This is a genomic window from Nocardia sp. CY41 (genome assembly GCF_009829325.1).
Lineage (GTDB): Bacteria > Actinomycetota > Actinomycetes > Mycobacteriales > Mycobacteriaceae > Nocardia.
In genome coordinates, this window is record NZ_VUOS01000002.1 from 324,644 (window position 1) to 346,306 (window position 21,663).

Consider the following 21,663-nt stretch of genomic DNA (forward strand, 5'->3'; position numbering starts at 1 on the left):
AGTAGCGGCCATGCGACGGTGGCTCCACGAGGACGTGATCGCCCAAGGGCGGCTGCCGTTGCTGTGCTTCCTCCTCGGATTCATCGTCGGATTCCTGTTCATCCGCGTCAGCGTCCGGCTCATCCGGGCGCGGGTGCGGTGGTGGCCGGGCAATCTGCGGGCCGGTGACACGCACATCCACCACATGGTGTTCGGGGTCATCCTGGTGCTCGCCTCCGGCGTCGGCATGGTGGCCCAATACCAGAGCGCCGATACGGCCACGGCGAGCATCCTGGCCGCCTCCTTCGGTGTAGGGGCGGCGCTGGTGCTCGACGAGTTCGCGCTGATCTTCTATCTGCGCGACGTGTACTGGGAGGAGCAGGGACGCACGTCGGTGGACGCGGTCTTCGTCGCGCTCGCCGTGACGGGACTGCTGCTGCTGGGCTTCCACCCGTTGTGGATGCTGGACATCAACGATTTCCGGCACGATCCGAGTACCGAGGTGCGCGCCTTCGTCGTCGCGTTCGCGGTCGTCAATCTCGCTCTGGCGGCGATCGTGATCGCCAAAGGGAAGATCTGGACCGGTCTGTTCGGCATGTTCTTCCTCCCCCTGCTGGTCGTCGGCGCGCTGCGGTTGAGCCGTCCGGGTGCGCCGTGGGCGCGCTGGCGTTACGCCGACCGCAGGCGCCTGAGGTACCGGGCCATCGTCCGCGAACGGCGCTATCGCCGCCCGGTCATCCGCGCGAAGATCTTCGTGCAGGACCTGGTCGCGGGAAAACCGGACGTCGAGCACGTCCGCACGGCGGCGGAAGCGGAGCTCACCCGCACGGTCGTGCCCGCTCCGCCCGCCCCGCACCGGCACCACCCGCTCTGGCACGCCGACCATGTTTCGCCGTACACGCCCGGCCCTCCCGCAGAGGACGCGGTCTCCGGCGAACACAAACACTGAGAACGGCGTATGCGGTGGAGATTCGGCAGACGTCGCGCTATGCGTATACGTATACTGTGACTGTGGTGGATCCCCTGAGTCTCGCGGTCGGCGCCGGCCTCGTCGGTATCGGCTGGGCCTGTGGCCGGTTCGGACATCGCCGAACCTTTTCGAGAGAGCGAGTTCCGGCGCGCTGCGGTTGCGGGCACGACCTGGCGCTGCACGACCGCGCCACCGGCAATTGCCACGCCGAGATCTCCCGTAAGGGCACGCATGGCCTGCGGGAATGGGTTGGGTGCCAATGCCGCCGCTACACCGGGCCGACTCCGCTGGAAGAGGTGTTCGCGTCGCCGATTCTCCCGCCGGAGTCCTGAGCCGGAAGACGAGGGGCAGCCGGGGCCGCCGCGCCGAGTTCGCAACCGCCGTGCCGTCGCGCACTCGAGGTCCTCCGCGCGGAAACGGTGTCACCCCGCAGTCGGTAACAGGCGGCGGTCGTGCACCGTGGCGCGCCGGGGGTAGCGTGAAAGGGCGCCGCCGCACCGCCCGATTTCTTCCGCGGCGCGCCGATCTGGCACAATGCTCAGGTTGCCCTGGGCGGTTGTCGACCCGGCGCACCCCCTTATTCGGAGCATGAACCGGCCGAGCACGTCCAGTGCCGCCAGGGTCCTCTGTTCGCGCGAAACCAGAAGGATGGAAATGAACACCCTTGACTTCGTCGACGAGAAGTCGCTGCGCAGCGACGTCCCCGAGTTCCGGCCGGGCGACACGCTCAACGTGCACGTGAAGGTCATCGAAGGCTCGAAGGAGCGCATCCAGGTCTTCAAGGGCGTCGTGATCCGCCGCCAGGGTGGTGGCATCCGCGAGACCTTCACGGTCCGCAAGGTGTCGTTCGGTGTCGGCGTGGAGCGCACCTTCCCGGTGCACAGCCCGAACATCGACCACATCGATGTCGTCACCCGCGGTGACGTCCGCCGGGCCAAGCTGTACTACCTGCGCGAGCTGCGCGGCAAGGCCGCCAAGATCAAGGAAAAGCGCTGAGTTAGCTTTTCGGTACACAGATTTTCCCCAGCCCGGCATCGGACCACGGTTTCGCTGCCGGGCTAATCTGTTCGGCGTGGCAGACGAAAGTGGGTCGGTGTCGGTGTCCGAATCGGGCGACGAGGGTACGCGGGCAGGTCGCGCAAAGCGGCGGCCGAAGAAGAAGCAGCGGCCGTTCTGGCAGGAATTGCCGATTCTCATCGTGATCGCCGCGGTGATCGCCGCGCTGATGGTCACCTTCGTCGGTCGGCCGTACGTGATCCCGTCGGAATCGATGGAAACCACGTTGCACGGATGCGCCGGATGCACCGGTGACCGCATCTACGTGCAGAAGCTCAGCTACTACTGGGGCGATCCGCAACCGGGCGACGTGGTCGTGTTCGTCGGGCCGCCCTCGTGGAACACCCACTACCAGTCGATCCGTTCGGACAACCCCGCGGTCCGCGGCGTGCAGAACTTCTTCTCCTTCTTCGGGCTGGTGCCGCCGGACGAGAACGATCTGGTGAAGCGGGTGATCGCGGTCGGCGGCCAGACCGTGGAGTGCTGCGATCCGCAGGGCCGGGTCATCGTGGACGGCAAACCGCTGGACGAGCCGTACGCCCGCTATCTCGCCCCCTACGTTCCGGGCCAGCCGTACAACGCGAGCGGCGGACGCGAGTTCAAGCCCGTGAAGGTGCCCGAGGGTCATCTGTGGGTGATGGGCGACAACCGCAACCAGTCGGCCGACTCCCGCGCCCATATCACCGACGAATTGCAGGGCACCATCCCCGTGGAGAATGTCCGCGGCAAGGCGGTGTTCAAGATCTGGCCGCCCGGCCGGATCGGCCCGGTCCGTTCGGAGAATCCCCAGGAGAACTGAGCGCGCGGCGCAGGATAATTGGACGGTGGGGCAAGGGCGAGTGCCGGTGGGTAACGGTTGGCCGCCGCGCGTGGTGATGCGCAGGGCCGGAGGGTTGCGCACGCTCGAGGCGGCATTGATCCGCAGCGGTCTCGGGCCGGTCGCCGGTGTGGACGAAGCAGGGCGCGGACCCTGTGCGGGACCGCTCGTGGTGGCCGCGTGCCTGCTCGCTCCGAAGGCGTATGACAAGTTGGCCGGCCTCGACGACTCCAAGAAGCTCACCGAGGCCACCCGTGAAGAGCTGTATCCGGTGATCGTTCGTCTGGCGCTCGCCTACCAGGTCGTCGTCATCCCGGCCTGGGAGATCGACTCGATCGGCATCCACGTCGCCAATATCGAGGGGATGCGCCGCGCCGTGGCCGGGCTCGGGCGCACTCCCGGATACGTGCTGACCGACGGATTCCGGGTGCCCGGCATCCCGGTGCCCTCGCTGCCCGTGATCGGGGGCGACGGCGCGGCGGCCTGCATCGCGGCGGCCAGCATCCTCGCGAAGGTCACCAGGGACCGCATCATGGTCCAGCTGGACCAGCGGTTCCCCGGTTACGGCTTCGCCGCCCACAAGGGCTACAACACGCCCGAGCACACCGCCGCGCTGCACCGCCTCGGACCCAGCAGCGAACACCGCCGCTCGTGGCGCAACGTGCGCGAAGCCGCCGGGTTGCGGCCGGTCGCGGCGGCCGCCGACGAGGCGGACGCACTGCTGGCCGAGGGCGTCGAGGAGGCGCTGTCGGAGCAGTTTCCGGACGGGCGTACGGCTGGCCGAGTAGCTACCGACGCAGCGCATGCGCGATGATGTCACCACACGACGCGATGCGGCGAGAAGGAGGACGTCCCACCCGATGAGTGCCGAGGACCTCGAGAAGTACGAAACCGAGATGGAGCTCTCGCTGTATCGCGAGTACAAGGACATCGTCGGTCAATTCTCGTACGTGGTGGAGACCGAGCGCCGCTTCTACCTGGCCAATTCCGTGGAGCTGCGCCCGCAGAACGCGGACGGCGAGGTGTACTTCGAGGTGCGGATGAGCGACGCGTGGGTGTGGGACATGTACCGCCCGGCCCGCTTCGTCAAGCACGTCCGGGTCATCACCTTCAAAGACGTCAACATCGAGGAGCTGGAGAAGCCGGACCTGCGGTTGCCCGAGTGAGCCTGCCGTCAGTTCTGCACAGCGACTCGGTTATCAACAGGCTTTCCCTTTTCCCAGGTCGACGGTGCTGACCTGATTCCGGGTCCGGCGCACGCTGGCCGGGTGACAGACAGACAGGCGCTCGGCGCGCACGGGGAGGAACTGGCGGCGGCATTTCTGCGCGCCGCCGGAATGCAGATCGTCGCCAGGAACTGGCGTTGCCGATACGGCGAACTCGACTTGATCGCCACAGACGGGGACGTGACCGCGTTCGTGGAGGTCAAGACCCGTTCCGGCGTGGGCTACGGAACTCCGGCCGAGTCGGTCACCTTCGCCAAGCAGCAGCGGATTCGACGGTTGGCTCTGCTGTGGCTGGCCGAGCAGGACGGACCGTGGCGGCGCATCCGGTTCGACGTGGTGTCGGTGCTGGTGGCGCGTGGTCGCACACCGGTCATCGATCATCTCCGGGCGGTGTTCTGAATGGCCCTCGGCCGGGCGCACTCGGTCGCGGTCACCGGCGTGGACGGTCTGCTCGTCGAGATAGAGGCCGATATCGGGCAAGGCCTGCCGTCGGTCCACTTGGTCGGGCTCCCCGACACCGCGTTGCAGGAGTCGCGCGACCGGGTGCGCTCCGCGGTGGCGAATTCGGGGGAGAAGTGGCCCGACGGCCGGGTGGTCCTCGCGCTGTCGCCCGCGACATTGCCGAAGTTGGGCAGCGTCTACGACCTCGCCCTCGCGGTCGCGGTGCTGGACGCGTCCGGCTCGGTTCCCTCCGATCGGCTCGCGAAGACCGTGCTGCTCGGCGAACTCGCGCTGGACGGCCGGGTGCGGCGGGTGCGCGGCATCTTGCCCGCCGTGCTCGCGGCGCGCAAGGCCGGCTGGTCCACGGTCGTGGTCCCGGCGGTGACCATGGCCGAAGCGGGACTGGTCGAGGGCATCGAGGTTCTCGGGGCGCGCAGCCTACGTGCCGTCGTGGCCTGGCTGCGCGGGGAAGGCGCGCTCGACGAGCCGGACGGTGACCTGCCGGACACGGTGCGCCATGGCGGCGATCTCAGCGAAGTGGTGGGGCAGGACGAGGCCCGCTGGGCATTGGAGGTGGCCGCGGCGGGCGGGCACCATCTCCTGCTCACGGGGCCGCCCGGCATCGGTAAAACGATGCTGGCGCAACGTCTGCCGAGTCTGCTGCCACCTCTCACCGAGGCCGAGGCGCTGGAGGTGACCGCGATCCACTCCATGGCGGGCACGCTGGCGGGAGATCATCCGCTGGTCACCGCGCCACCCTTCGTCGCCCCGCATCACTCCACTTCGGTGACCGCGATGATCGGCGGTGGGTCGGGGACCGCCCGGCCGGGCGCGGTCAGCCGGGCCCACCGCGGCGTGCTGTTCTTGGACGAGTGCGCCGAGATCGGTACGAAGGTGCTGGAAGCGATGCGAACGCCATTGGAGGAAGGGGAGGTGCGTATCGCCCGGCGCGACGGTGTCGCGCGTTATCCAGCTCGTTTCCAGCTGGTTCTGGCTGCCAACCCGTGCCCGTGTGCCCCGGCGCGCGATGTCGACTGCATCTGCGCGCCGCTGGCGCGCCGCCGCTATCTCGGCAAGCTGTCCGGGCCGCTGATGGACCGGATCGACATCTGGGTGCGGATGCACGGGCAGTCCGGCGCGGCGTTCAGCACCGACGCCGCGGAGAGCAGCGAGGTGGTCCGCGGCCGGGTCGCCGTCGCTCGGCGCGCCGCCGCCGAGCGCTGGCGCGAATACGGCTGGCTGACCAACGCCGAGGTGCCCGGCCACATCTTGCGCCAACGCTTCCGATTGCCGCGCGAATCGCTCGCGCCCGTCGAGGCCGCACTACGTCTCGGTCGCATGTCCGCGCGTGGTGCGGACCGGGCCATTCGCGTCGCCTGGACGATTTCCGACTTGCGCGGCGGTGGGCTGCCCTCGGCACAGGACGTTCTGGCCGCTCTCAACTTTCGCCAGCGGGGTGCCCAGTGAGCGCGATGACGCCCGCCGAAGATGAGACCGGAAACCCGCCTGCGGCGGTGACCGTACGCGACGCTGCGGACGGGGACGAGGCTGCTCTCGCGAACTTGCCTGTCGTTGCGCATCTACCCGCGGCCGCGGACGCACCTGCCGCCACAAATCTGCCTGGAGGCGGGGAAGTGGTCGTCGCGAATGCGCCTGCGGTCGCGCATCCGCCTGCGGCGGACGTACCGGCAGCGGCGAACGTGCGCACGGTCGCCGACTCGTGCGCGGTGGCCCGAGGGTCTGCGGTCGCGGCCGGGCGCTCGGTGGTCCGGGCGCCCGCGTGCGGTTCCGGAGCGCCGTCCGGCGAACCGGATGCCCGGCGGCTCGCGTGGGTGTACCTCTCGCGGGTGGTGCAGGGGCCGTGTGCGCCGCTGTCGGCGCTGGTCGAGTCGGTCGGGGTGGTGGAGGCGGCGCGTGCGGTGCGCGAGTGCGCCTTGCCCGAACCGCTTCGCGGGCCGACGGCGCAGCGCCGCGAGGTCGATGTGGCGGCCGGGGATCTGGAGATGATCGAGCGGATCGGCGGGCGGGTGGTGACGCCGGACGACCCGGAGTGGCCCGCTTGGCGCATGCTCGGTCTCGCCCAGCTCGAGCCGGGCCGGGATCGTGACGGCGCCGTACCGCTCGTGTTGTGGGTGCGCGGCCCGCGCTCGCTGCTGGAGTCCAGCGAGCGTGCTGTGGCTGTGGTCGGCGCGCGGTGCAGCACCGGGTACGGCAACCGGGTCACGGGTGAAATCGCGGGCGATCTCGCCGCACAGGGGTGGACCATTGTTTCCGGGGCCGCCTTCGGGATAGACGCCATGGCGCACCGGGCGGCGCTGGCGGTAGAGGGCCCTACGATCGCCGTGCTGGCTTGCGGTATCGACCGGCCCTACCCGGCGCAGCACGAGCGCTTGCTGACCGACATAGCCGAGTCCGGCTTGGTGGTCAGCGAATACCCGCCTGGCGTCTCCGCGCAGAAGCACCAGTTCCTCGCGCGGAACCGATTGATCGCCGCCCTCGCCGACGGCGTGCTCGTCATCGAGGCCGGGCTGCGCAGCGGTGCGCGGAACACCGTCAAATGGGCACGTCGCCTGGGGCGTCCGGCCCTGGCCGTGCCCGGCCCGGTGACCTCGGCCGCTTCGGTGGGCTGTCACCGCATGATCCGCGACGGCGAAGCCCTCCTGGTGACCAAAGCGGAGGAAGTCGTCGACGAAGCGGGGCCGTTACGGCTGTCGCTCCCCGCAGCGGCGGCCGCGGGCGGCAACCCGGAGGACCAGTTGGCCGGAGACGAGGCGCTGGTCTTCGCCGCGCTGCCGAGGATCGGTTCCCGGCTGCCACTGGAAATATCGCGGCAGTGCGGCCTGCACCTTCCGGCGGTTCGTGCGACCTTGTCCGCGCTCGAATTGGCGGGTCTGGTGGCCAGTGACGAAAACGGTTGGCATCGAAGGGCGCGGCGCGGATGAGCGCGTTCGGCGCGGCCGCTTGCGATCCGCGCCGCGGATCGGGACGGTGGAAGCATGGAGGAGTTGCCCGAAGACCTGGAAGCGCTGCTGGTGGAGTACGGCAGGCATCTGCGGCTCGGACGCAACCGCTCCGAGCACACCGCGCGCGCATACCTGGGGGACGCGCGATCCCTACTGGCGCACCTGTACACGCGGTCGGCGGATTCGGCGATCCGCGAATTGGACCTGCTGTTGCTGCGTTCGTGGCTGGCCCAGCAAGCGGCGGCGGGCGCGGCGCGCACGACTGTGGCACGGCGCGCGTCGTCGGCGCGCACATTCACGGCCTGGCTCAGCCGGACCGGCCGATTGCCCGCTGATCCGGGGCTGCGGCTGGGTTCCCCGAAGGCGCACCGCGTCCTTCCCGCTGTACTCGGGCGGCAACAGGCGCTGGGCGCCATGGACGCCGCGGAATCCGGTGCGGCGCAGCGCGATCCGATGGCACTGCGAGACCGGGCGATAGTGGAGTTGCTGTACGCCACCGGCATCCGGGTCAGTGAGCTGTGCGGCCTGGACGTCGAGGACGTGGACCGCGAACGGCGCGTGGTGCGCGTCCTCGGGAAGGGCAACAAGGAGCGATCGGCGCCGTTCGGCGCGCCCGCCGACGAGGCGGTCGGCAACTGGCTGCGCTACGGACGCCCGGCCTTCGCCACCGCCGAGTCCGGTCGAGCGCTGCTGCTCGGCCGCCGTGGCAGGCGTCTCGATCAACGCCAGGCCAGAACCGTCGTGCACGAGGTGGTCTCGGCCATCCCGGGTGCGCCGGACCTGGGTCCGCACGGTCTGCGGCACACTGCCGCGACCCACCTCCTCGAAGGCGGGGCCGATCTTCGTGTGGTGCAGGAACTTCTCGGGCACGCCAGTCTGGCCACCACGCAGCTGTACACCCACGTCTCCATCGACCGGCTCAAGAAGGTGCACGACCAGGCCCATCCCCGGGCTTGACCGGCGCACGGATCAGGGACCGACGTAGTAGTGCACTCGAGCCTCCCGGCCGTCCGCGGTGTGCCAGCCGCCGGGCCCGCTGTGCACCTGCCGCCAACCGTGCCGCTCGTAGAGGGTGATCGCCGCTGTGCTGTCGGACGCCACCGTGAGGACGGCGCGCTGCCCCCAGCTCCCGGCGATGCGTGCGGCTTCGGCCAGCAATCGTGAGCCCACTCCCGCTCGGCGGGCATCCGGGCGGACATACAACCGGATCACCGACACGACCGCTTCCGCGCCCGCCGATTCACGCACGGCCTCCGGGGTGTTGTCACTCGTGCCCAGGCCGATGTGCCCGACTACGGTGCCGTCGCGGTCGGCGACGACCGCTGTGAGGAGTTTGGGCGGTGCCAGCCAGCCGGCGGGGTCGGTAGGCCAGACCTCGGGATATCGGTCGACGTCGTGGACGTGTCGCAGGACCGCGGCGCAGGCGTCGAGGTCGGCTTCGGTGCGCGGTCGGATGAGGACGCTCATCCGGCTGTTGTGGGCCGTTCGCCCGCCCGGATGACGATTATCCGACTGATCGGTTGGTTTCATGCCGGTTCCCGTGTCTGAAGTCCGATAGCGACTCACTCATGGGACGAAGTAGTCGAATCTGCATGTTTCCGCCACCGAGAAAGGGCACCCTGGGAGTAGCGAATCGGTGCCCGCAGTTCCCGGCGTACTTCGAGTGGGAAGACGAACGATGTCTACGTCCAGCGGACCACAGGCCCTGCGTCGCGAACTGTACCCACTGGCGGGACAGTCCGCGTGGGAGCGTCCTGCTTCCATTTCGCCACAGTCCGTCGCGCAGGAAGGTGTGCGGGAAATCTCGCTCGACGGCGGCGCGTCCAGAATGACGATCGGGCGGTCCGGCGCCGCCGATATCATCGTGCCTTCCGACCCGACCGTGTCCCGGCTGCATGCGATTCTGGAGCGCATCGGCGGATGCTGGACCATCGTGGACGACGGCTTGTCCAAGAATGGGACATTCGTCAATGGCGAACGCGTTGGCGGACGGCGGAAACTCGGTTCGGGGGATACGATTCGCGTCGGTCGGTCGGCATTCGTCTTCCGAATCGCCGAATCCTTCCACGAGGAAATGACGCTCGCGCATTCACCCCTGCCGACCCGTAATTCACTGACGCCGGCCCAGTATCTGGTTCTCTCGGCGCTGTGCCGTCCGTACGACGCGCGCGACGCCTATTCCTACCCGGCCTCCAACCGGCAGATCGCGGACGATTTGTGCCTGAGCCTTTCGACGGTCAAGACGCACATGCGTGCGCTGTTCCGGATATTCCAGGTCGAAGCCTTACCGCCGAACCAGAAACGACTGTTCCTGGTCGAACGCGCTATCGAATTCGGTGTCGTCACCGATCAGGAGAGGTAAGGCTCCGGCCGGCTCGTCGGAAGATTCCCGGTCCGGTCAGATCGGTTGGAAACCCGCGCCCGCGCCGCCGCGCGCATTGATGTCGGCGACGACCGCGGTGATGTCGGTGCCGAGTTGCGGGCCGAGGCACGGTACGGCCAAGTAGCCGCTGACCATGCCGACGAGTGTGGTCCCGACGACGAGCGGAGCGCCCGAATCGCCCTCGACTACACATGTCTGCGTCCACGTCGAAGTGCCGCCGGTGAGCATGTCGCCGTAGGCCGGTCCGCAGGTCCGGCCGGTCGTCCGGCCTTCCTTGCAGACGGTGTCCGGGGGCCGCGCAGGCCCACCCAGACCGGTGATGGTCGTGCCGCCCACCTGGTTGACCGGCGTGACCTTACCCGGATCGAATTCGATCACAGAGTAATCCAATTCGCGGTTGGCGAAGACGACCGTGCCGACAGTACCGGCGCCGCGATCGCTTTCGGGGACGATGGCGGCATTCGCGTCACCGCAGTGGGCCGCGGTGAACCCGACGAGGCGACCGCCGGTGTCGCGCCCGATGGTGGTGAGCGTGCAGATGTTCTGACCGCCGACGACGATGCCGGAGCCGCCACCCAGCACGGATGGCGTCTCGGCCTGCGCGGTCCCGGGTGCCCCGAACAGCGCGGTGACAGCGGCTGATGCCGCCGCAGCGCCCACGAGTTTCCTGAACTTGGTCATCCGGTAATTCAACCGCACTTATCCAGGCGTCACGATTGATTCCCGGATGTTCATCGGATCGGTGCTTCCGCAAGTCCGAAACGAAATCAGCAGAGCGCTGAGAAAGGCGGACGCCTCGGGCTGGTCACAGCCCGAGGCGCACCCGTATTCGAGGCACTTCTGACGAATGCGGTCAAGCGGCGCAGACGAACACGGCAACCGCGTTGACCACCGGCGGAAGGAGCAGCAGAGGGGCGCAGAAAATGCCGAGCGGCCAAATCAGGCCCAATGTCGCGGGCTCGACCTGAGCCGGTACCGCATTATCCGCCACTTGCACAGGTCCTGGTGCTACGTCCGGAGCAGCGGACGCGAAACCTGAACCGAGGGCGATGATCGGTGCGAGCGCTACCGCCGCCGCCGTTACGCGCATTTTGTTCGTGATCATGATGTCTCCAGCGATTGATTGCTTCACCAGCCCTCGTTTGTTGAAGGCCGTCATTGTGAACACACATCAACTCTTCTCGGCGGGCGCGCGCTAGACCATGAGCCCGGGGGTCGGAATCATTCATACCGGGGGAACCGCGGAGACATCGGAATCGCTATTGTGCAGGCCCGATCAGCCCTGCGCGACCGGAGCGGTTTCCGGTTGCCCGGCTGCTTGCGGCCGCCGGGCGCGCAGCAGCACCGCGCCGAGCAGGGCTGCGGCGATGGTGAAGCCGGCGCTGATCCACGCGCCGGTGGACATGGCGGCGGTGAAGGCATCCTTGGCGGGCTCGATGTAGCCGAGTTGGAAGGCCGCGCCGATGGATTCGCGCGCCGCATCCGGGGCGTCGGCGGGCATGTGCGAGGTGAACACGCCGGCCAGCACACTGCCGAGGACGGCGATGCTGATCGCCATGCCCACCTGCTGGATCGTGTCGTTCATCGCGGAGCCGACACCGGCGTGCTCCAGCGGGATCGCGCTCATGATGGCCGCATAGGCCGCAGGACCCGCCAGCCCGCCGCCGACGCCCATCACCAGCATGCTGACCAGCACCCACACATACCCGCTGCCTGCCGCGAGGATGCCGAAGGCCACACCCATGACGAGCAGGCCCGACACGATGAGCGTCTTGTTGCTCAGCGTCTTGCCGAGCGTCGCGCCGAGACCGTTGCAGACCGCCGCGGCCACGGCGTACGGCAGCAGCGCCAGCCCGGCCTTCATCGGGCCGTAGCCGAGGACGAACTGGAGGTACTGGGTGAGCATCAGCATGACCGCACCCATGCCGAAGACCATCAGCAGCAGGGTGAAGCAGGTGCCGGTGAAATCGCGGCTGCGGAACACCGCCAACGGCAGCATCGGATGCTCCGACCGGCTCTCCCAGACGACGAAGGCGATCGCCGCGCCGACCGCCGCGACGATCGCGCCGATGTTCCACTCCCGCTCGATGATCACGTAGACCGTCGCGCTCAGCGCCACGACGGACAGGACGACGCCGACCAGGTCGATCGGCCGCTGCTCGCCGGTGGTCTCCGGCATCAGGACGACAGCCGCGACGATCGCCAGTAGCGCCACCGGGATGTTGAGCAGGAACACCGAACCCCACCAGTAGTGCTGGAGCAGGAAGCCTCCGAGCGTCGGTCCGGCGACGATGCCGACCATGGAGACCGTCGACCACGCCGCCATCGCCGTGCGTCGTTCGTCCTCGGCGAAGGTGGTCATCAGAATCGACAGGGTCGACGGCATCAGCAGCGACCCGCCGACGCCCATCGCGACGCGGGCCGCCACGACCTGCCACGGTTCGGTCGCCAGCACGGCGGCCAGGGACGCCACCCCGAACACGGCCAATCCGGTGATCAGCGCTCGCCGCCTGCCGAACCGGTCGGACAGACTGCCCGCGGTGAGCAGGAGCCCGGCGAACACCAACACGTAGGCGTCCAGAATCCACTGCACGTCCGACGGGGTGGCGCCGAGTTCCCGGATCAGCGACGGGATCGCGAGATTGAGCACGGTGCTGTCGAGCATCAGCACGAGCAAGGACAGACAGAGGACCCCCAGGACCCACCAGCGGCGGGGGTCTCGTACAACGTTCGATTCCACTCGCACAGCGTACGAGAAACTCGAACAGTGTGCGAGCGATTATAAGATCGTGTTGTGACCAAGCAGTTCGCATCGGTATGGACCAAGCAGCCGCGCCAGCCCAAGTCGTCCGGGCTGCGCCGCGAGCAGATCATCGCGGCGGCCGTCGAGATACTCGATGCCGAAGGGCTGGAATCGCTGAGCATGCGCAAGCTCGGCGCGAAACTGGGCGCGGGTGCGACCAGTCTCTACTGGCACGTGTCCAACAAGGACGAACTGCTCGAGCTGGTGCTCGACGAGTTCTGGGGTCTGGTGCGCACGCCGGAGCCCGAGCAGACCTCCTGGCGTGAGCTGCTGAACACCTTCGCCTACAGCCTGCGCGCGACCATCAGGGAGCATCCCTGGATGGCTTCGCTGGTCGGGCAACTGCCCAGTATCGGCCCGAACTCGCTGCGGTTGAGCGATCGGCTGCGCCGCGCGTTCGTCCGAGCCGGTTTTCGCGGTGTGGACATCTACCTGGCCAGCGGAACGGTGATGTGTTTCGTCCTCGGTCAGGTCATCCCGGAGATCGCCTGGGACAAAGTGTCCGAAGGTATGGAGATCGATGCCGACGGCATGCTGCGCGTGATGGGGGAGGTGGCCGGCGACTATCCCGAGATGCTCGCGGACTATCAGGCGACCGTGCCGACCGACCAGGAGGCCGCACGTGCGATGGCGTTCGACTTCGGCTTGCTCTGCGTCCTCGACGGCCTCGAAGCCCGTTTGCGCAACAGGCGGGAAGCCGGGCAGGAGTCTCCGGCGAGTGACCCCGGTCGGGCGTGAAACGTGTTCTACATATTGAAAAGCAACCGTAGGTCGGTACTGTGCCGATAAATTGAAACGTGTTCTATGCATGTGTCCGCAGGGCGCATGACGACGCGGGGCGCTGCTGCGCAGAAAGGCTTCGATATGAGCACGCACACCGTTCTCGGCCGAGAGGTGCGCATGCCGGTGCGCATCCGGCTCGCGCACGCGTTCATGGCGACCTATCTGGTGCCCGCGGGGCCCGCGCAGCGCCTCATCGACTACTCCGGCCTGCAGATTCTTCGGCTCCCGGGCGGACGCGCGATGTGCACGCTGGTCTTCGTCGACTACGTCGACGGCGATCTGGGCCCCTACAACGAGTTCGGCGTCTCCTTCATGGTGCGCCACCACACCGCGGCATCGGGACCGGGCAATCTGAAGGCGCTGGTCACCGGGCGTGCGGGGGTGTTGATCCACCGGCTGCCCGTGGACGGCGATTTCACCCTGGCCGCGGGGCGCGGTATCTGGGGTTTTCCCAAGGAACTCGCCGACTTCGTCGTCGACCACGGCAGTCGGACGCGCAGCGGCGCGCTGCACCAGGACGGGCGGCTCATCGCGGATCTCACGGTACGGCCGGGGTTCGCGGCCCCGAACCGCGGCGCCGCGTCCTCGTTCGACGCCTACTCGCACATCGAGGGCGTCACTCGCTGCACGCGCTGGCAGATGCGTCCCTCCGGTATGCGAGCGCGCCTGGGCGGGGCGAGGCTGACCCTGGGCGACCACGAGATCGCCGCGGAACTCCGGTCGCTGGGACTGCCCCGGCGCGCGTTGATGTCTTCGTCGGTGTCGCGACTGGCCATGACCTTCGAAGACGCGACCGCGATCTGACCCGCTAGGCCGCATAACCACCCGGTCACGGCGGGGCGAGGAGCGTGGACGGTCCGGCGCGGCTCCGGTTAGCCTGACGTAGCCGATCGTTTGCCGAACGCTCAGTATGGAGTGTGCCCGTGACCGTCGCCGCCCGGAAACGCGTCGCCGAACAAGGCTGCGAACTGGCTAGATCGTGCGGCAGCTGCCGATCGGCGGGAGAATCGCGCGCTGCTGTGCCAGTCCTCGAATTCAGGTTGCCAGCCGAATCGGGAAGGTGCCGACTCGCGCTCTGCCGTTCGAATACTGCGGCGATGTGCGTGTCCCCGGAGAGGGCGCGTCCGGCGCGCGAACCGATATGCAGCGCGTTACCGTGGCCGGTGATCGCCCGGCGCGAGTTCCGGCGGTCCGCACTAGCGTGGTTCGTCGTGAGCACCGTGCAGTCCGGCATCACCCTGTGCACCGGGACACCGCTTCGCGCAAGAAGAGTCCACGCCATTCGGTGTGGGCGAACCGGCGCCGCCGGACGCGCGTGCGCGGGGACGCGGCCTCTGCCGACCCGAACCGAGGCGGCGTGACGCTGCCGAATCCGGAAGCCGAATCGGAAGAGGGCGAAGAGGAACTCGACTACCGCTTCACGCTCGCGAACGAGCGCACGTTCCTGGCCTGGATGCGCACCGCGCTGGGGTTGCTGGCCGGTGGCGTCGCCGTGCACACGCTGGTGCAGTCGTTCCGGATCGGCGGATTGCGGCGCGCTATCGCGCTGAGTTGCCTGGCCCTGGCGGCGGTCGTCGCGGTCGGTGCGTACGGGCACTGGCGGCGCGTCGGGGTGGCCATGCGGCGCGGAGATCCGCTGCCGGAGACGGTGCTGGTGCCGATCCTGTCGGCAGGCATCGCGATCGTCTCCGTGCTGGCAGCCGTGGCGGTGCTGCTGCGATGAGCGCGCCACATCTGTCCGCCGAACGCACCGCGCTGGCGTGGCGGCGCACGGCCGTGTCGGCGATGGTTGTCGGCACGCTGTTCATGCATCAGGCACTCGGCAGCGGCCGGCACGCGGCCGCGGTCGCGCCCGTCGGCGCCGCGATCACGATGGCGGCGCTGGCCGGGACCTGCTATCTGCGCAACCGGAGCCTGCGCGGAGGCCGCTACGCCCATGGCGGTCGCGTCATCGCTGCCACGGCCGCGGCGGTGGTCCTGGTCGCGGTGGCCGCCGCCGTAGGCGGTTTCCTCGATCCGCTTCCCTGAACGGGGGAGCGGTCCAGCAACGTTGGTCGAGACGACAGGAGGACGACAATGAGCACAGCGAGCGAGCCGAGTGACTTCATCGTCGCGGAGCATCGGCGGGCCGCCGCCACACTGCCCTTCGCCGACACAGCCGATGCGGCCGATGCCGAGCGTGGTTTCATCGCCGCGCTGAAGCCCGGCGTGGTCACCTCCGACGACGGAACGGTCGTGTGGGACAACGACTCCTATTCGTTCCTGCGGGAACCCTGCCCGGTCTCGGTCCATCCGAGCCTCTGGCGGCAGTCCGGCCTCGCGGTGCGACAAGGGCTGTTCGAGGTGACCGAAGGCATCTATCAGATCCGTGGTCTCGACATCTCCAATATGACGCTGGTCGAGGGTGAAACCGGCGTCCTCGTGATCGATCCGCTCATCTCGGCCGAGACCGCGGCGGCCGGTCTCGCGCTCTACCGCGCCCATCGCGGCGACCGCCCGGTGACCGGCCTGATCTACACCCATTCGCACGCCGACCATTTCGGCGGTGCCTCCGGAGTCACCACCGTCGAGGCGGTGGAGGACGGGCGCTGTCCGGTGCTGGCGCCTGCCGGATTCCTGGAACACGCGGTGGCCGAGAACGTCTACGCGGGCACGGCGATGGCGCGCCGCGCAGGGTACATGTACGGCGCGGTGCTGCCCCGCGGACCGCTGGGCGCGGTGGGTTCCGGCCTCGGGCAGACCACGTCGGTCGGCACGGTCACCTTGATCCCGCCGACCGTCGACATCACCGCCACCGGTCGAGAGGAGACGATCGACGGCATCCGGATGGTCTTCCAGCTGACACCCGGCACCGAAGCCCCCGCGGAGATGAACTTCTACTTCCCCGACCGCCGGGCCCTCTGCATGGCGGAGAACGCGACCCACACCCTGCACAACGTGCTCACGTTGCGCGGCGCGCTGGTGCGCGACGCCCACATCTGGGCGAGATACCTGACCGAGGCGATCAACCTGTTCGCCCGGGACTCCGACGTCGTCTTCGCCTCGCACCATTGGCCCATCTGGGGCACCGCCCGGCTGGTCGAATTCCTCTCGCTGCAACGGGACCTGTACGGGTATCTGCACGACCAGACCGTCCGCCTGTTGAACCAGGGGTACGTGGGCGCGGAGATCGCCGAACTGGTCACCCTCCCGCCCGCCATCGAGGAAGCCTGGCACGCGCGCGGCTACTACGGTTCGGTCAGCCACAACGTGAAGGCCATCTACCAGCGGTACATGGGTTGGTTCGACGGCAATCCCGCGCACCTCTGGCAACATCCGCCGGTCGAATCCGCCCGGCGGCACGTCGAATTCATGGGCGGCGCGGAGGAAGTGCTGCGTAAAGCGCGGACTTCCTACGACGCGGGGGACTACCGCTGGGTGGCGCAGGTGCTCGACTACGTCATTTTCGCCGACCCCGACAACGACGCCGCGAAAGAGTTGCAGGCCAGCACCTTCGAACAACTCGGCTACGGCGCGGAGAACGCGACCTGGCGCAATTTCTATCTCAGCGGAGCCTACGAGCTGCGCTACGGCTCGTTCGGCACGCCGACCAAGACCGAATCACCCACCATGGTGGCGGCTCTGTCCGTCGACCAGATCTTCGATGCCTTGGCGTTGCGCGTCGACGGCCCCAAGGCGTGGAACCACCGGCTCGTGACGGACTGGATTCTCACCGACCAGGACCGCACGCACCGGCTGGAGCTGCGCAACGGCCGCCTGACCCACTTCGACGTCGCGCCGGGCATGAAACTGCCCGAACCGGACGCCACCTTCACGCTGGCCAAGAACACCCTGATCCGGGTGTTGCTGGCCGGCGAGGACTTCGGCGTCGCGGCGGCCGCGGGCGACATCGTCATCGAGGGAGATGTCACCAAGCTCGCCGAATTGGTGGACATCTTCGACGCCCCCGATCCCGATTTCGCGATCGTCACACCCTAGTTCGAGCCTTGATCATCGAGCCTCCCGGCCGAAGAAGTAGCCGACAACGATCCCGGCGAGGCCCGACACGGGCGCCAGGTATTGCGTAAGTTCCTGGGCGGGCAGACCTTTGACGATGCCGAAGATGACACCGGCGACCGTGCCCGCCACGAGCGCGGCGGCGAGTCCTGCGCGGTAGCGAGCCTCCAAGATCTTGTTCTTCGCCTCCGCTTCTTCCTTGATCAGCTCGGTGCGTCGCGACTCCGCCTGTAGCTCATGGTCCCGCCGCGCCCGATCGACGGCTTCTGTGTCGGCATAGGCTGATGCCTGGTATTCGCGTTTCGCCGTGATGTAGGTCGTCATCTGATCGAATGACAGGGCTTCGACGCCCATCAGTCGGGAAGAATCGATGATCTCCTGGATTTCGGCGCGGCTGTCGAGCGCCTCGCCGTAAATGGGCGAGGGTGCGTCACTTTCCACAGGGAGATCCGGGAGACTTTCGGCCATCTCGGGTTCGCCGGTCACCGAAACAGTATCGCCTGCGTCCCGGTCCACTGCCGGTGGTCAAAAGTTTTGCTGCGAACCGATTCGTCGGCACTGTGCTCAATCGGACGTCGGCAACGTCGCGAGGTATCGGCCCGCGACGAAACGCTGGATCAGCCGCACCGCGGGTCCGCCGAGCCGGGTGTACCAGGTGGCGGGGCGGGAGAACGCGACGATCAGCCCGTACACCGTGTCGTCGGCGCGGTCGTACTCCACGGCGAACAATTCCTCGCCCGACGCCGGGTGGCCGGGCAAGGTTCCGTAGGCGAAACCCCGCCGGTCGGTTTCATCGAGGACGTAAACCACGCGACACGGGGCGGTGATCCCGAACGGACCGAATCCGAGCCGCACGGTGATCGCGGTGCCGGGCTCAGCCGTCGGGGTATCGGCGGACCGGAAGATTCCGGTGCCCTTTTGCACGCGGTAGCTCAGAATCTCCGCACCCGCGCGCTCGAACAGCGCGCGCCCCCGGCCGAGACGCCGCCGCACTCGCAACCCGTGATAGCCCTCCGGCAGTCCATCCCGCGTCGCACCGACCTCGGAATACGTAAACGGCGACAACCCATCCGCCATGCCCCGATCTTCACCCCACCGGGCCCGGTCCCGCCACCGCGGATCGCCGACACGCCGGTCCTGACTGTCCCGGCTGCTCCGAAGACCTGAGCCGACCCGCGAACGAAGCCGCGGATCGTCACATTCAGGGGCGCACCGGTTTGAGCCGCAGGGGAGTGAGGCGCAGCAGTCCGAGCGGGTCCAGATACTCACGGTTACGGCGGCGATCGCCTTCTACGCGGGCTCCCCAATGCAGACACGCCGTCGCGCATCCCGGGTGGCCGGACTCCAGCGTGCCGATCCGGGTGCCGCGTCCGACCCGCCTTCCCACGGGAATCTCGGCGCGTACGGGCTCATAGGTCGTACGCAGCCCGCCCGGGTGCTCGATGGACACGACCGGCTTGTCGGCCACCGTTCCGGCGAACACGACGATCCCGTCCCCGGCCGCGAGGACCGTTTGCCCCTCCGCCCCGGCCAGATCGACCCCGCGATGTCCCGGCAGCCAGTTCTGCGCTGGTTTGTCGAAGTGTCGTAGTACCGCCGGGCGCGGCTGCAGCGGCCAGCCGAACCGACCGTCGGATCCGGCTGTCGCGGCCGGAGTCGTCGCGACGATCGCGGTGATACCCAGAGCCAGCGCCGAGGAAAGACGCCGACCACGTCGCAAGGCGTTCGGACTGGGCATTCGGGCCCGGTCAGCAGGCCGATTACGACCCACAGAGGGGTACGGGCGGTGCGCACAGTTCATCAGCGGAGGCGGAAGGCGTCCGGTCGCCGCCCGTATCGAGGCCGGATTGCCGGAATGGAAGCGGCGTGCGGCGCAGCAAGCCGGACAGAGACGGCAGGCAGACCGATCCCGTGCACGCCCCCGGTGCGGGTCGCTCGGCAGGCGTTCGGGCTCCGCTCGGCGGTGCGGTCACGACGCCGAGCACGAAGAAGAGCGGTACGAGGAAAGTGGTCGCGGTGGAGATCGGTTTCATGGCTCCAGCCTTCCGTGGTTCCGGCGTCGCCGAGGGCTCCATTTACGGAATGGGGATAACTCGCCGGCCTGTGAAAAGCCGCTGTTTTCCCTGGTCACAGCTTTCGGCTCGGACCGATTTAGATCTGCGTGCCGGAAGGCCGTAAACTGATCGAGCGGTCCGTGCCTGCATGGACCGACTTCGCGCGCCACCCGTGCTTGTTCATAGCGGCGCTGTTCGAATCGGACTCGATACATCTGGGTTCGCGGCAGCGTGTTCGGAACAGGGAATCGCCGGCTGGTCCCCACCTTCGTGGTCGGGTCCGACGATTCGGCGGCGCCAGGGCAGTGGATCACCGATTCGCTGCGTCAACCGGCAAACGAAAGAGAGATACGGGAGCTATGGCTGTCGTAACCATGAAGCAGCTGCTCGACAGCGGCGCGCACTTCGGACACCAGACCCGGCGCTGGAACCCGAAGATGAAGCGGTTCATCTTCACCGACCGCAACGGCATCTACATCATCGACCTGCAGCAGACGCTGACCTACATCGACAAGGCCTACGAGTTCGTCAAGGAGACCGTCGCCCACGGTGGCACCGTCCTCTTCGTCGGCACCAAGAAGCAGGCCCAGGAATCGATCGCGGCCGAGGCGACTCGCGTCGGGATGCCCTATGTCAACCAGCGCTGGCTGGGTGGCATGCTCACCAACTTCTCCACCGTGCACAAGCGTCTGCAGCGCCTCAAGGAGCTCGAGGCCATGGAGCAGACCGGTGGCTTCGAGGGTCGCACCAAGAAGGAAATCCTCATGCTGACGCGTGAGATGAACAAGCTGGAGCGCACCCTCGGCGGTATCCGCGACATGCAGAAGGTGCCTTCGGCCATCTGGGTCGTCGACACCAACAAGGAGCACATCGCCGTCGGCGAGGCGCGCAAGCTGAACATCCCGGTCATCGCGATCCTGGACACCAACTGCGACCCCGACCTGGTCGACTACCCGATCCCGGGCAACGACGACGCGATCCGCTCCGCCGCCCTGCTGACCAAGGTCGTCGCCTCCGCGGTGGCCGAGGGTGTGCAGGCGCGCGCGGGCGTGGCCTCGGGCGACGAGAAGCCGGAGGCGGGCGCGGGCGAGCCGCTGGCCGAGTGGGAGCAGGAGCTGCTCGCGCAGGCCGCCCCCGGCGCAGAGGCCGCCGAGACCTCTGCCGAGGCCTGAGACCCGCCACCACCGCGGCGTGAGCGACGCTCCCGGAGGCACCAGCCCGCGTAGGGGGCCCGCGAACGCCGCGGATGGGCACAGTTCCGCCGGCGTTCACGGGCGAGTGCCATCGTGAGCGCCGCTGCCAACACCCACACTTCTCCGAAGGAGGCTCGCCGAGAATGGCGAACTACACCGCTGCCGATGTGAAGCGGCTCCGGGAGCTGACCGGCTCCGGGATGATGGACTGCAAGAACGCGCTGGCCGAGACCGACGGTGACTTCGACAAGGCCGTCGAACTGCTGCGCATCAAGGGCGCCAAGGACGTCGGCAAGCGTGCCGAGCGGACCACCGCCGAAGGCCTGGTCGCCGCCAAGGACGGCGTCATGGTCGAGATCAACTCCGAGACCGACTTCGTCGCGAAGAACGCGGAGTTCCAGCAGCTGGCCGAGCAGGTCGTCGCCGCGGCGGCGGCCGCGAAGCCGGGCGACCTGGAGACGCTGAAGGCCCTCGACCTGGGCGGCAAGACCGTCGACGAGGCGGTGCAGGCGCTCGCCGCGAAGATCGGCGAGAAGCTCGAGCTGCGCCGCGTCATCTCGCTGAACGGCCCGGTCGCCACCTACCTGCACAAGCGTGCTTCGGACCTGCCGCCCGCCGTCGGCGTGCTGGTCGAGTACACCGGTGAGGGCGACGCCGCTGCCGAGGCCGCTCGCGCCGCCGCCATGCAGGTCGCCGCGCTCAAGGCCAAGTACGTCACCCGCGACGAGGTTCCGGCCGACATCGTGGAGAACGAGCGCCGCATCGCCGAGCAGACCGCTCGCGAAGAGGGCAAGCCGGAAGCCGCGCTGCCGAAGATCACCGAGGGCCGGGTCAACGGCTTCTTCAAGGACGTCGTGCTGCTCGAGCAGCCGTCGGTCACCGATTCGAAGAAGACCGTCAAGGCGTTGCTGGACGAGGCCGGTGTCACCGTCACCCGCTTCGCCCGCTTCGAGGTCGGCGCGAACTGATTCTCGCCGCACCCCCAGCGTGTAGGCCCCC

General features: G+C 68.2%; 25 protein-coding genes. 18 read left to right on the plus strand and 7 right to left on the minus strand.

Annotated features, from left to right (window positions below; all coding sequences use genetic code 11):
- Positions 1 to 10: 10 nt before the first annotated feature.
- The 10 genes from GVY64_RS03935 to GVY64_RS03980 all read left to right on the plus strand — a co-directional run bounded on the left by GVY64_RS03935 (position 11) and on the right by GVY64_RS03980 (position 8,409).
- The gene (locus GVY64_RS03935) at positions 11 to 928 is read left to right on the plus strand and encodes a hypothetical protein (protein ID WP_159838762.1); all 918 of its coding nucleotides are present in this window, start codon (positions 11 to 13) and stop codon (positions 926 to 928) included.
- 62 nt (positions 929 to 990) lie between these two features.
- Positions 991 to 1,281, plus strand: a complete 291-nt coding sequence (locus GVY64_RS03940; RefSeq protein ID WP_236566591.1) for a hypothetical protein — start codon at positions 991 to 993, stop codon at positions 1,279 to 1,281.
- 322 nt (positions 1,282 to 1,603) lie between these two features.
- On the plus strand, positions 1,604 to 1,945 hold the full coding sequence (gene rplS / locus GVY64_RS03945) for a 50S ribosomal protein L19 (RefSeq protein WP_040780792.1): 342 nt from the start codon (positions 1,604 to 1,606) through the stop codon (positions 1,943 to 1,945).
- A gap of 76 nt (positions 1,946 to 2,021) precedes the next feature.
- On the plus strand, positions 2,022 to 2,804 hold the full coding sequence (gene lepB / locus GVY64_RS03950; protein WP_416382514.1) for a signal peptidase I: 783 nt from the start codon (positions 2,022 to 2,024) through the stop codon (positions 2,802 to 2,804).
- Positions 2,805 to 2,850: 46 nt separating this feature from the next.
- Positions 2,851 to 3,636: a ribonuclease HII gene (locus GVY64_RS03955; protein ID WP_201297898.1), complete on the plus strand. Its 786-nt coding sequence runs from the start codon at positions 2,851 to 2,853 to the stop codon at positions 3,634 to 3,636.
- Positions 3,637 to 3,682: 46 nt separating this feature from the next.
- Complete coding sequence (locus tag GVY64_RS03960; RefSeq protein WP_011210678.1) at positions 3,683 to 3,988, plus strand: DUF2469 domain-containing protein; 306 nt, start codon at positions 3,683 to 3,685, stop codon at positions 3,986 to 3,988.
- Between the two features lie 102 nt (positions 3,989 to 4,090).
- A complete protein-coding gene (locus GVY64_RS03965) occupies positions 4,091 to 4,447 on the plus strand; it encodes a YraN family protein (RefSeq protein WP_159838766.1) in 357 nt (118 codons plus the stop codon).
- A complete protein-coding gene (locus GVY64_RS03970; RefSeq protein ID WP_159838768.1) occupies positions 4,448 to 5,956 on the plus strand; it encodes a YifB family Mg chelatase-like AAA ATPase in 1,509 nt (502 codons plus the stop codon).
- Between the two features lie 296 nt (positions 5,957 to 6,252).
- Complete coding sequence (dprA, locus tag GVY64_RS03975) at positions 6,253 to 7,431, plus strand: DNA-processing protein DprA (RefSeq protein WP_236566602.1); 1,179 nt, start codon at positions 6,253 to 6,255, stop codon at positions 7,429 to 7,431.
- 54 nt (positions 7,432 to 7,485) lie between these two features.
- On the plus strand, positions 7,486 to 8,409 hold the full coding sequence (locus tag GVY64_RS03980) for a tyrosine-type recombinase/integrase (RefSeq protein WP_159838772.1): 924 nt from the start codon (positions 7,486 to 7,488) through the stop codon (positions 8,407 to 8,409).
- A 12-nt stretch (positions 8,410 to 8,421) separates the two neighbouring features.
- On the opposite strand, the gene GVY64_RS03985 is transcribed toward GVY64_RS03980, so the two are convergent.
- Positions 8,422 to 8,919 carry a GNAT family N-acetyltransferase gene (locus GVY64_RS03985; protein ID WP_159838774.1) on the minus strand — a complete coding sequence of 166 codons (498 nt, stop codon included), beginning with the start codon at positions 8,917 to 8,919 and terminating at the stop codon, positions 8,422 to 8,424.
- 169 nt (positions 8,920 to 9,088) lie between these two features.
- Between GVY64_RS03985 and GVY64_RS03990 the strand changes: the two genes are divergently transcribed.
- Entirely contained in the window at positions 9,089 to 9,814 is a 726-nt protein-coding gene (locus GVY64_RS03990) for an FHA domain-containing protein (RefSeq protein ID WP_236566592.1), read from the plus strand.
- A 36-nt stretch (positions 9,815 to 9,850) separates the two neighbouring features.
- On the opposite strand, the gene GVY64_RS03995 is transcribed toward GVY64_RS03990, so the two are convergent.
- From GVY64_RS03995 to GVY64_RS04005, 3 genes are all read right to left on the minus strand, one after another.
- Positions 9,851 to 10,516 (minus strand): serine protease, encoded by a 666-nt coding sequence (locus GVY64_RS03995; RefSeq protein WP_159838776.1) that lies wholly within the window; start codon positions 10,514 to 10,516, stop codon positions 9,851 to 9,853.
- A gap of 172 nt (positions 10,517 to 10,688) precedes the next feature.
- Positions 10,689 to 11,003, minus strand: coding sequence for a hypothetical protein (locus tag GVY64_RS04000; RefSeq protein ID WP_159838778.1), 315 nt, complete (start codon positions 11,001 to 11,003; stop codon positions 10,689 to 10,691).
- 108 nt (positions 11,004 to 11,111) lie between these two features.
- Positions 11,112 to 12,575 carry an MFS transporter gene (locus tag GVY64_RS04005; protein WP_236566593.1) on the minus strand — a complete coding sequence of 488 codons (1,464 nt, stop codon included), beginning with the start codon at positions 12,573 to 12,575 and terminating at the stop codon, positions 11,112 to 11,114.
- 54 nt (positions 12,576 to 12,629) lie between these two features.
- Here GVY64_RS04005 and GVY64_RS04010 point away from each other — a divergent pair, with 54 nt between their 5' ends.
- The 5 genes from GVY64_RS04010 to GVY64_RS04030 all read left to right on the plus strand — a co-directional run bounded on the left by GVY64_RS04010 (position 12,630) and on the right by GVY64_RS04030 (position 17,399).
- Positions 12,630 to 13,376, plus strand: coding sequence for a TetR/AcrR family transcriptional regulator (locus tag GVY64_RS04010; RefSeq protein WP_159838780.1), 747 nt, complete (start codon positions 12,630 to 12,632; stop codon positions 13,374 to 13,376).
- A 126-nt stretch (positions 13,377 to 13,502) separates the two neighbouring features.
- A complete protein-coding gene (locus tag GVY64_RS04015; RefSeq protein ID WP_159838782.1) occupies positions 13,503 to 14,225 on the plus strand; it encodes an acetoacetate decarboxylase family protein in 723 nt (240 codons plus the stop codon).
- 553 nt (positions 14,226 to 14,778) lie between these two features.
- Positions 14,779 to 15,144, plus strand: coding sequence for a YidH family protein (locus tag GVY64_RS04020; protein ID WP_159838784.1), 366 nt, complete (start codon positions 14,779 to 14,781; stop codon positions 15,142 to 15,144).
- A complete protein-coding gene (locus GVY64_RS04025) occupies positions 15,141 to 15,449 on the plus strand; it encodes a DUF202 domain-containing protein (RefSeq protein WP_159838786.1) in 309 nt (102 codons plus the stop codon). Before GVY64_RS04020 ends, GVY64_RS04025 begins: the two co-directional genes overlap by 4 nt.
- A 48-nt stretch (positions 15,450 to 15,497) precedes the next feature.
- Positions 15,498 to 17,399, plus strand: coding sequence for an alkyl/aryl-sulfatase (locus GVY64_RS04030; protein ID WP_159838788.1), 1,902 nt, complete (start codon positions 15,498 to 15,500; stop codon positions 17,397 to 17,399).
- Positions 17,400 to 17,411: 12 nt separating this feature from the next.
- Here the strand turns inward: GVY64_RS04030 and GVY64_RS04035 are convergent, their stop codons facing one another.
- The 3 genes from GVY64_RS04035 to GVY64_RS04045 form a co-directional block, all read right to left on the minus strand.
- Complete coding sequence (locus GVY64_RS04035) at positions 17,412 to 17,903, minus strand: hypothetical protein (protein WP_159838790.1); 492 nt, start codon at positions 17,901 to 17,903, stop codon at positions 17,412 to 17,414.
- 78 nt (positions 17,904 to 17,981) lie between these two features.
- Positions 17,982 to 18,494 (minus strand): DUF1990 family protein, encoded by a 513-nt coding sequence (locus GVY64_RS04040; protein WP_159838792.1) that lies wholly within the window; start codon positions 18,492 to 18,494, stop codon positions 17,982 to 17,984.
- 124 nt (positions 18,495 to 18,618) lie between these two features.
- Positions 18,619 to 19,155, minus strand: coding sequence for a M23 family metallopeptidase (locus GVY64_RS04045; RefSeq protein WP_442939513.1), 537 nt, complete (start codon positions 19,153 to 19,155; stop codon positions 18,619 to 18,621).
- Between the two features lie 675 nt (positions 19,156 to 19,830).
- On the opposite strand from GVY64_RS04045, the gene rpsB reads away from it, so the two are divergent.
- Both rpsB and tsf read left to right on the plus strand, forming a co-directional pair.
- Positions 19,831 to 20,643 carry a 30S ribosomal protein S2 gene (rpsB, locus tag GVY64_RS04050; protein ID WP_159838796.1) on the plus strand — a complete coding sequence of 271 codons (813 nt, stop codon included), beginning with the start codon at positions 19,831 to 19,833 and terminating at the stop codon, positions 20,641 to 20,643.
- A gap of 164 nt (positions 20,644 to 20,807) precedes the next feature.
- On the plus strand, positions 20,808 to 21,632 hold the full coding sequence (gene tsf / locus GVY64_RS04055; protein ID WP_159838798.1) for a translation elongation factor Ts: 825 nt from the start codon (positions 20,808 to 20,810) through the stop codon (positions 21,630 to 21,632).
- Positions 21,633 to 21,663: the final 31 nt, after the last annotated feature.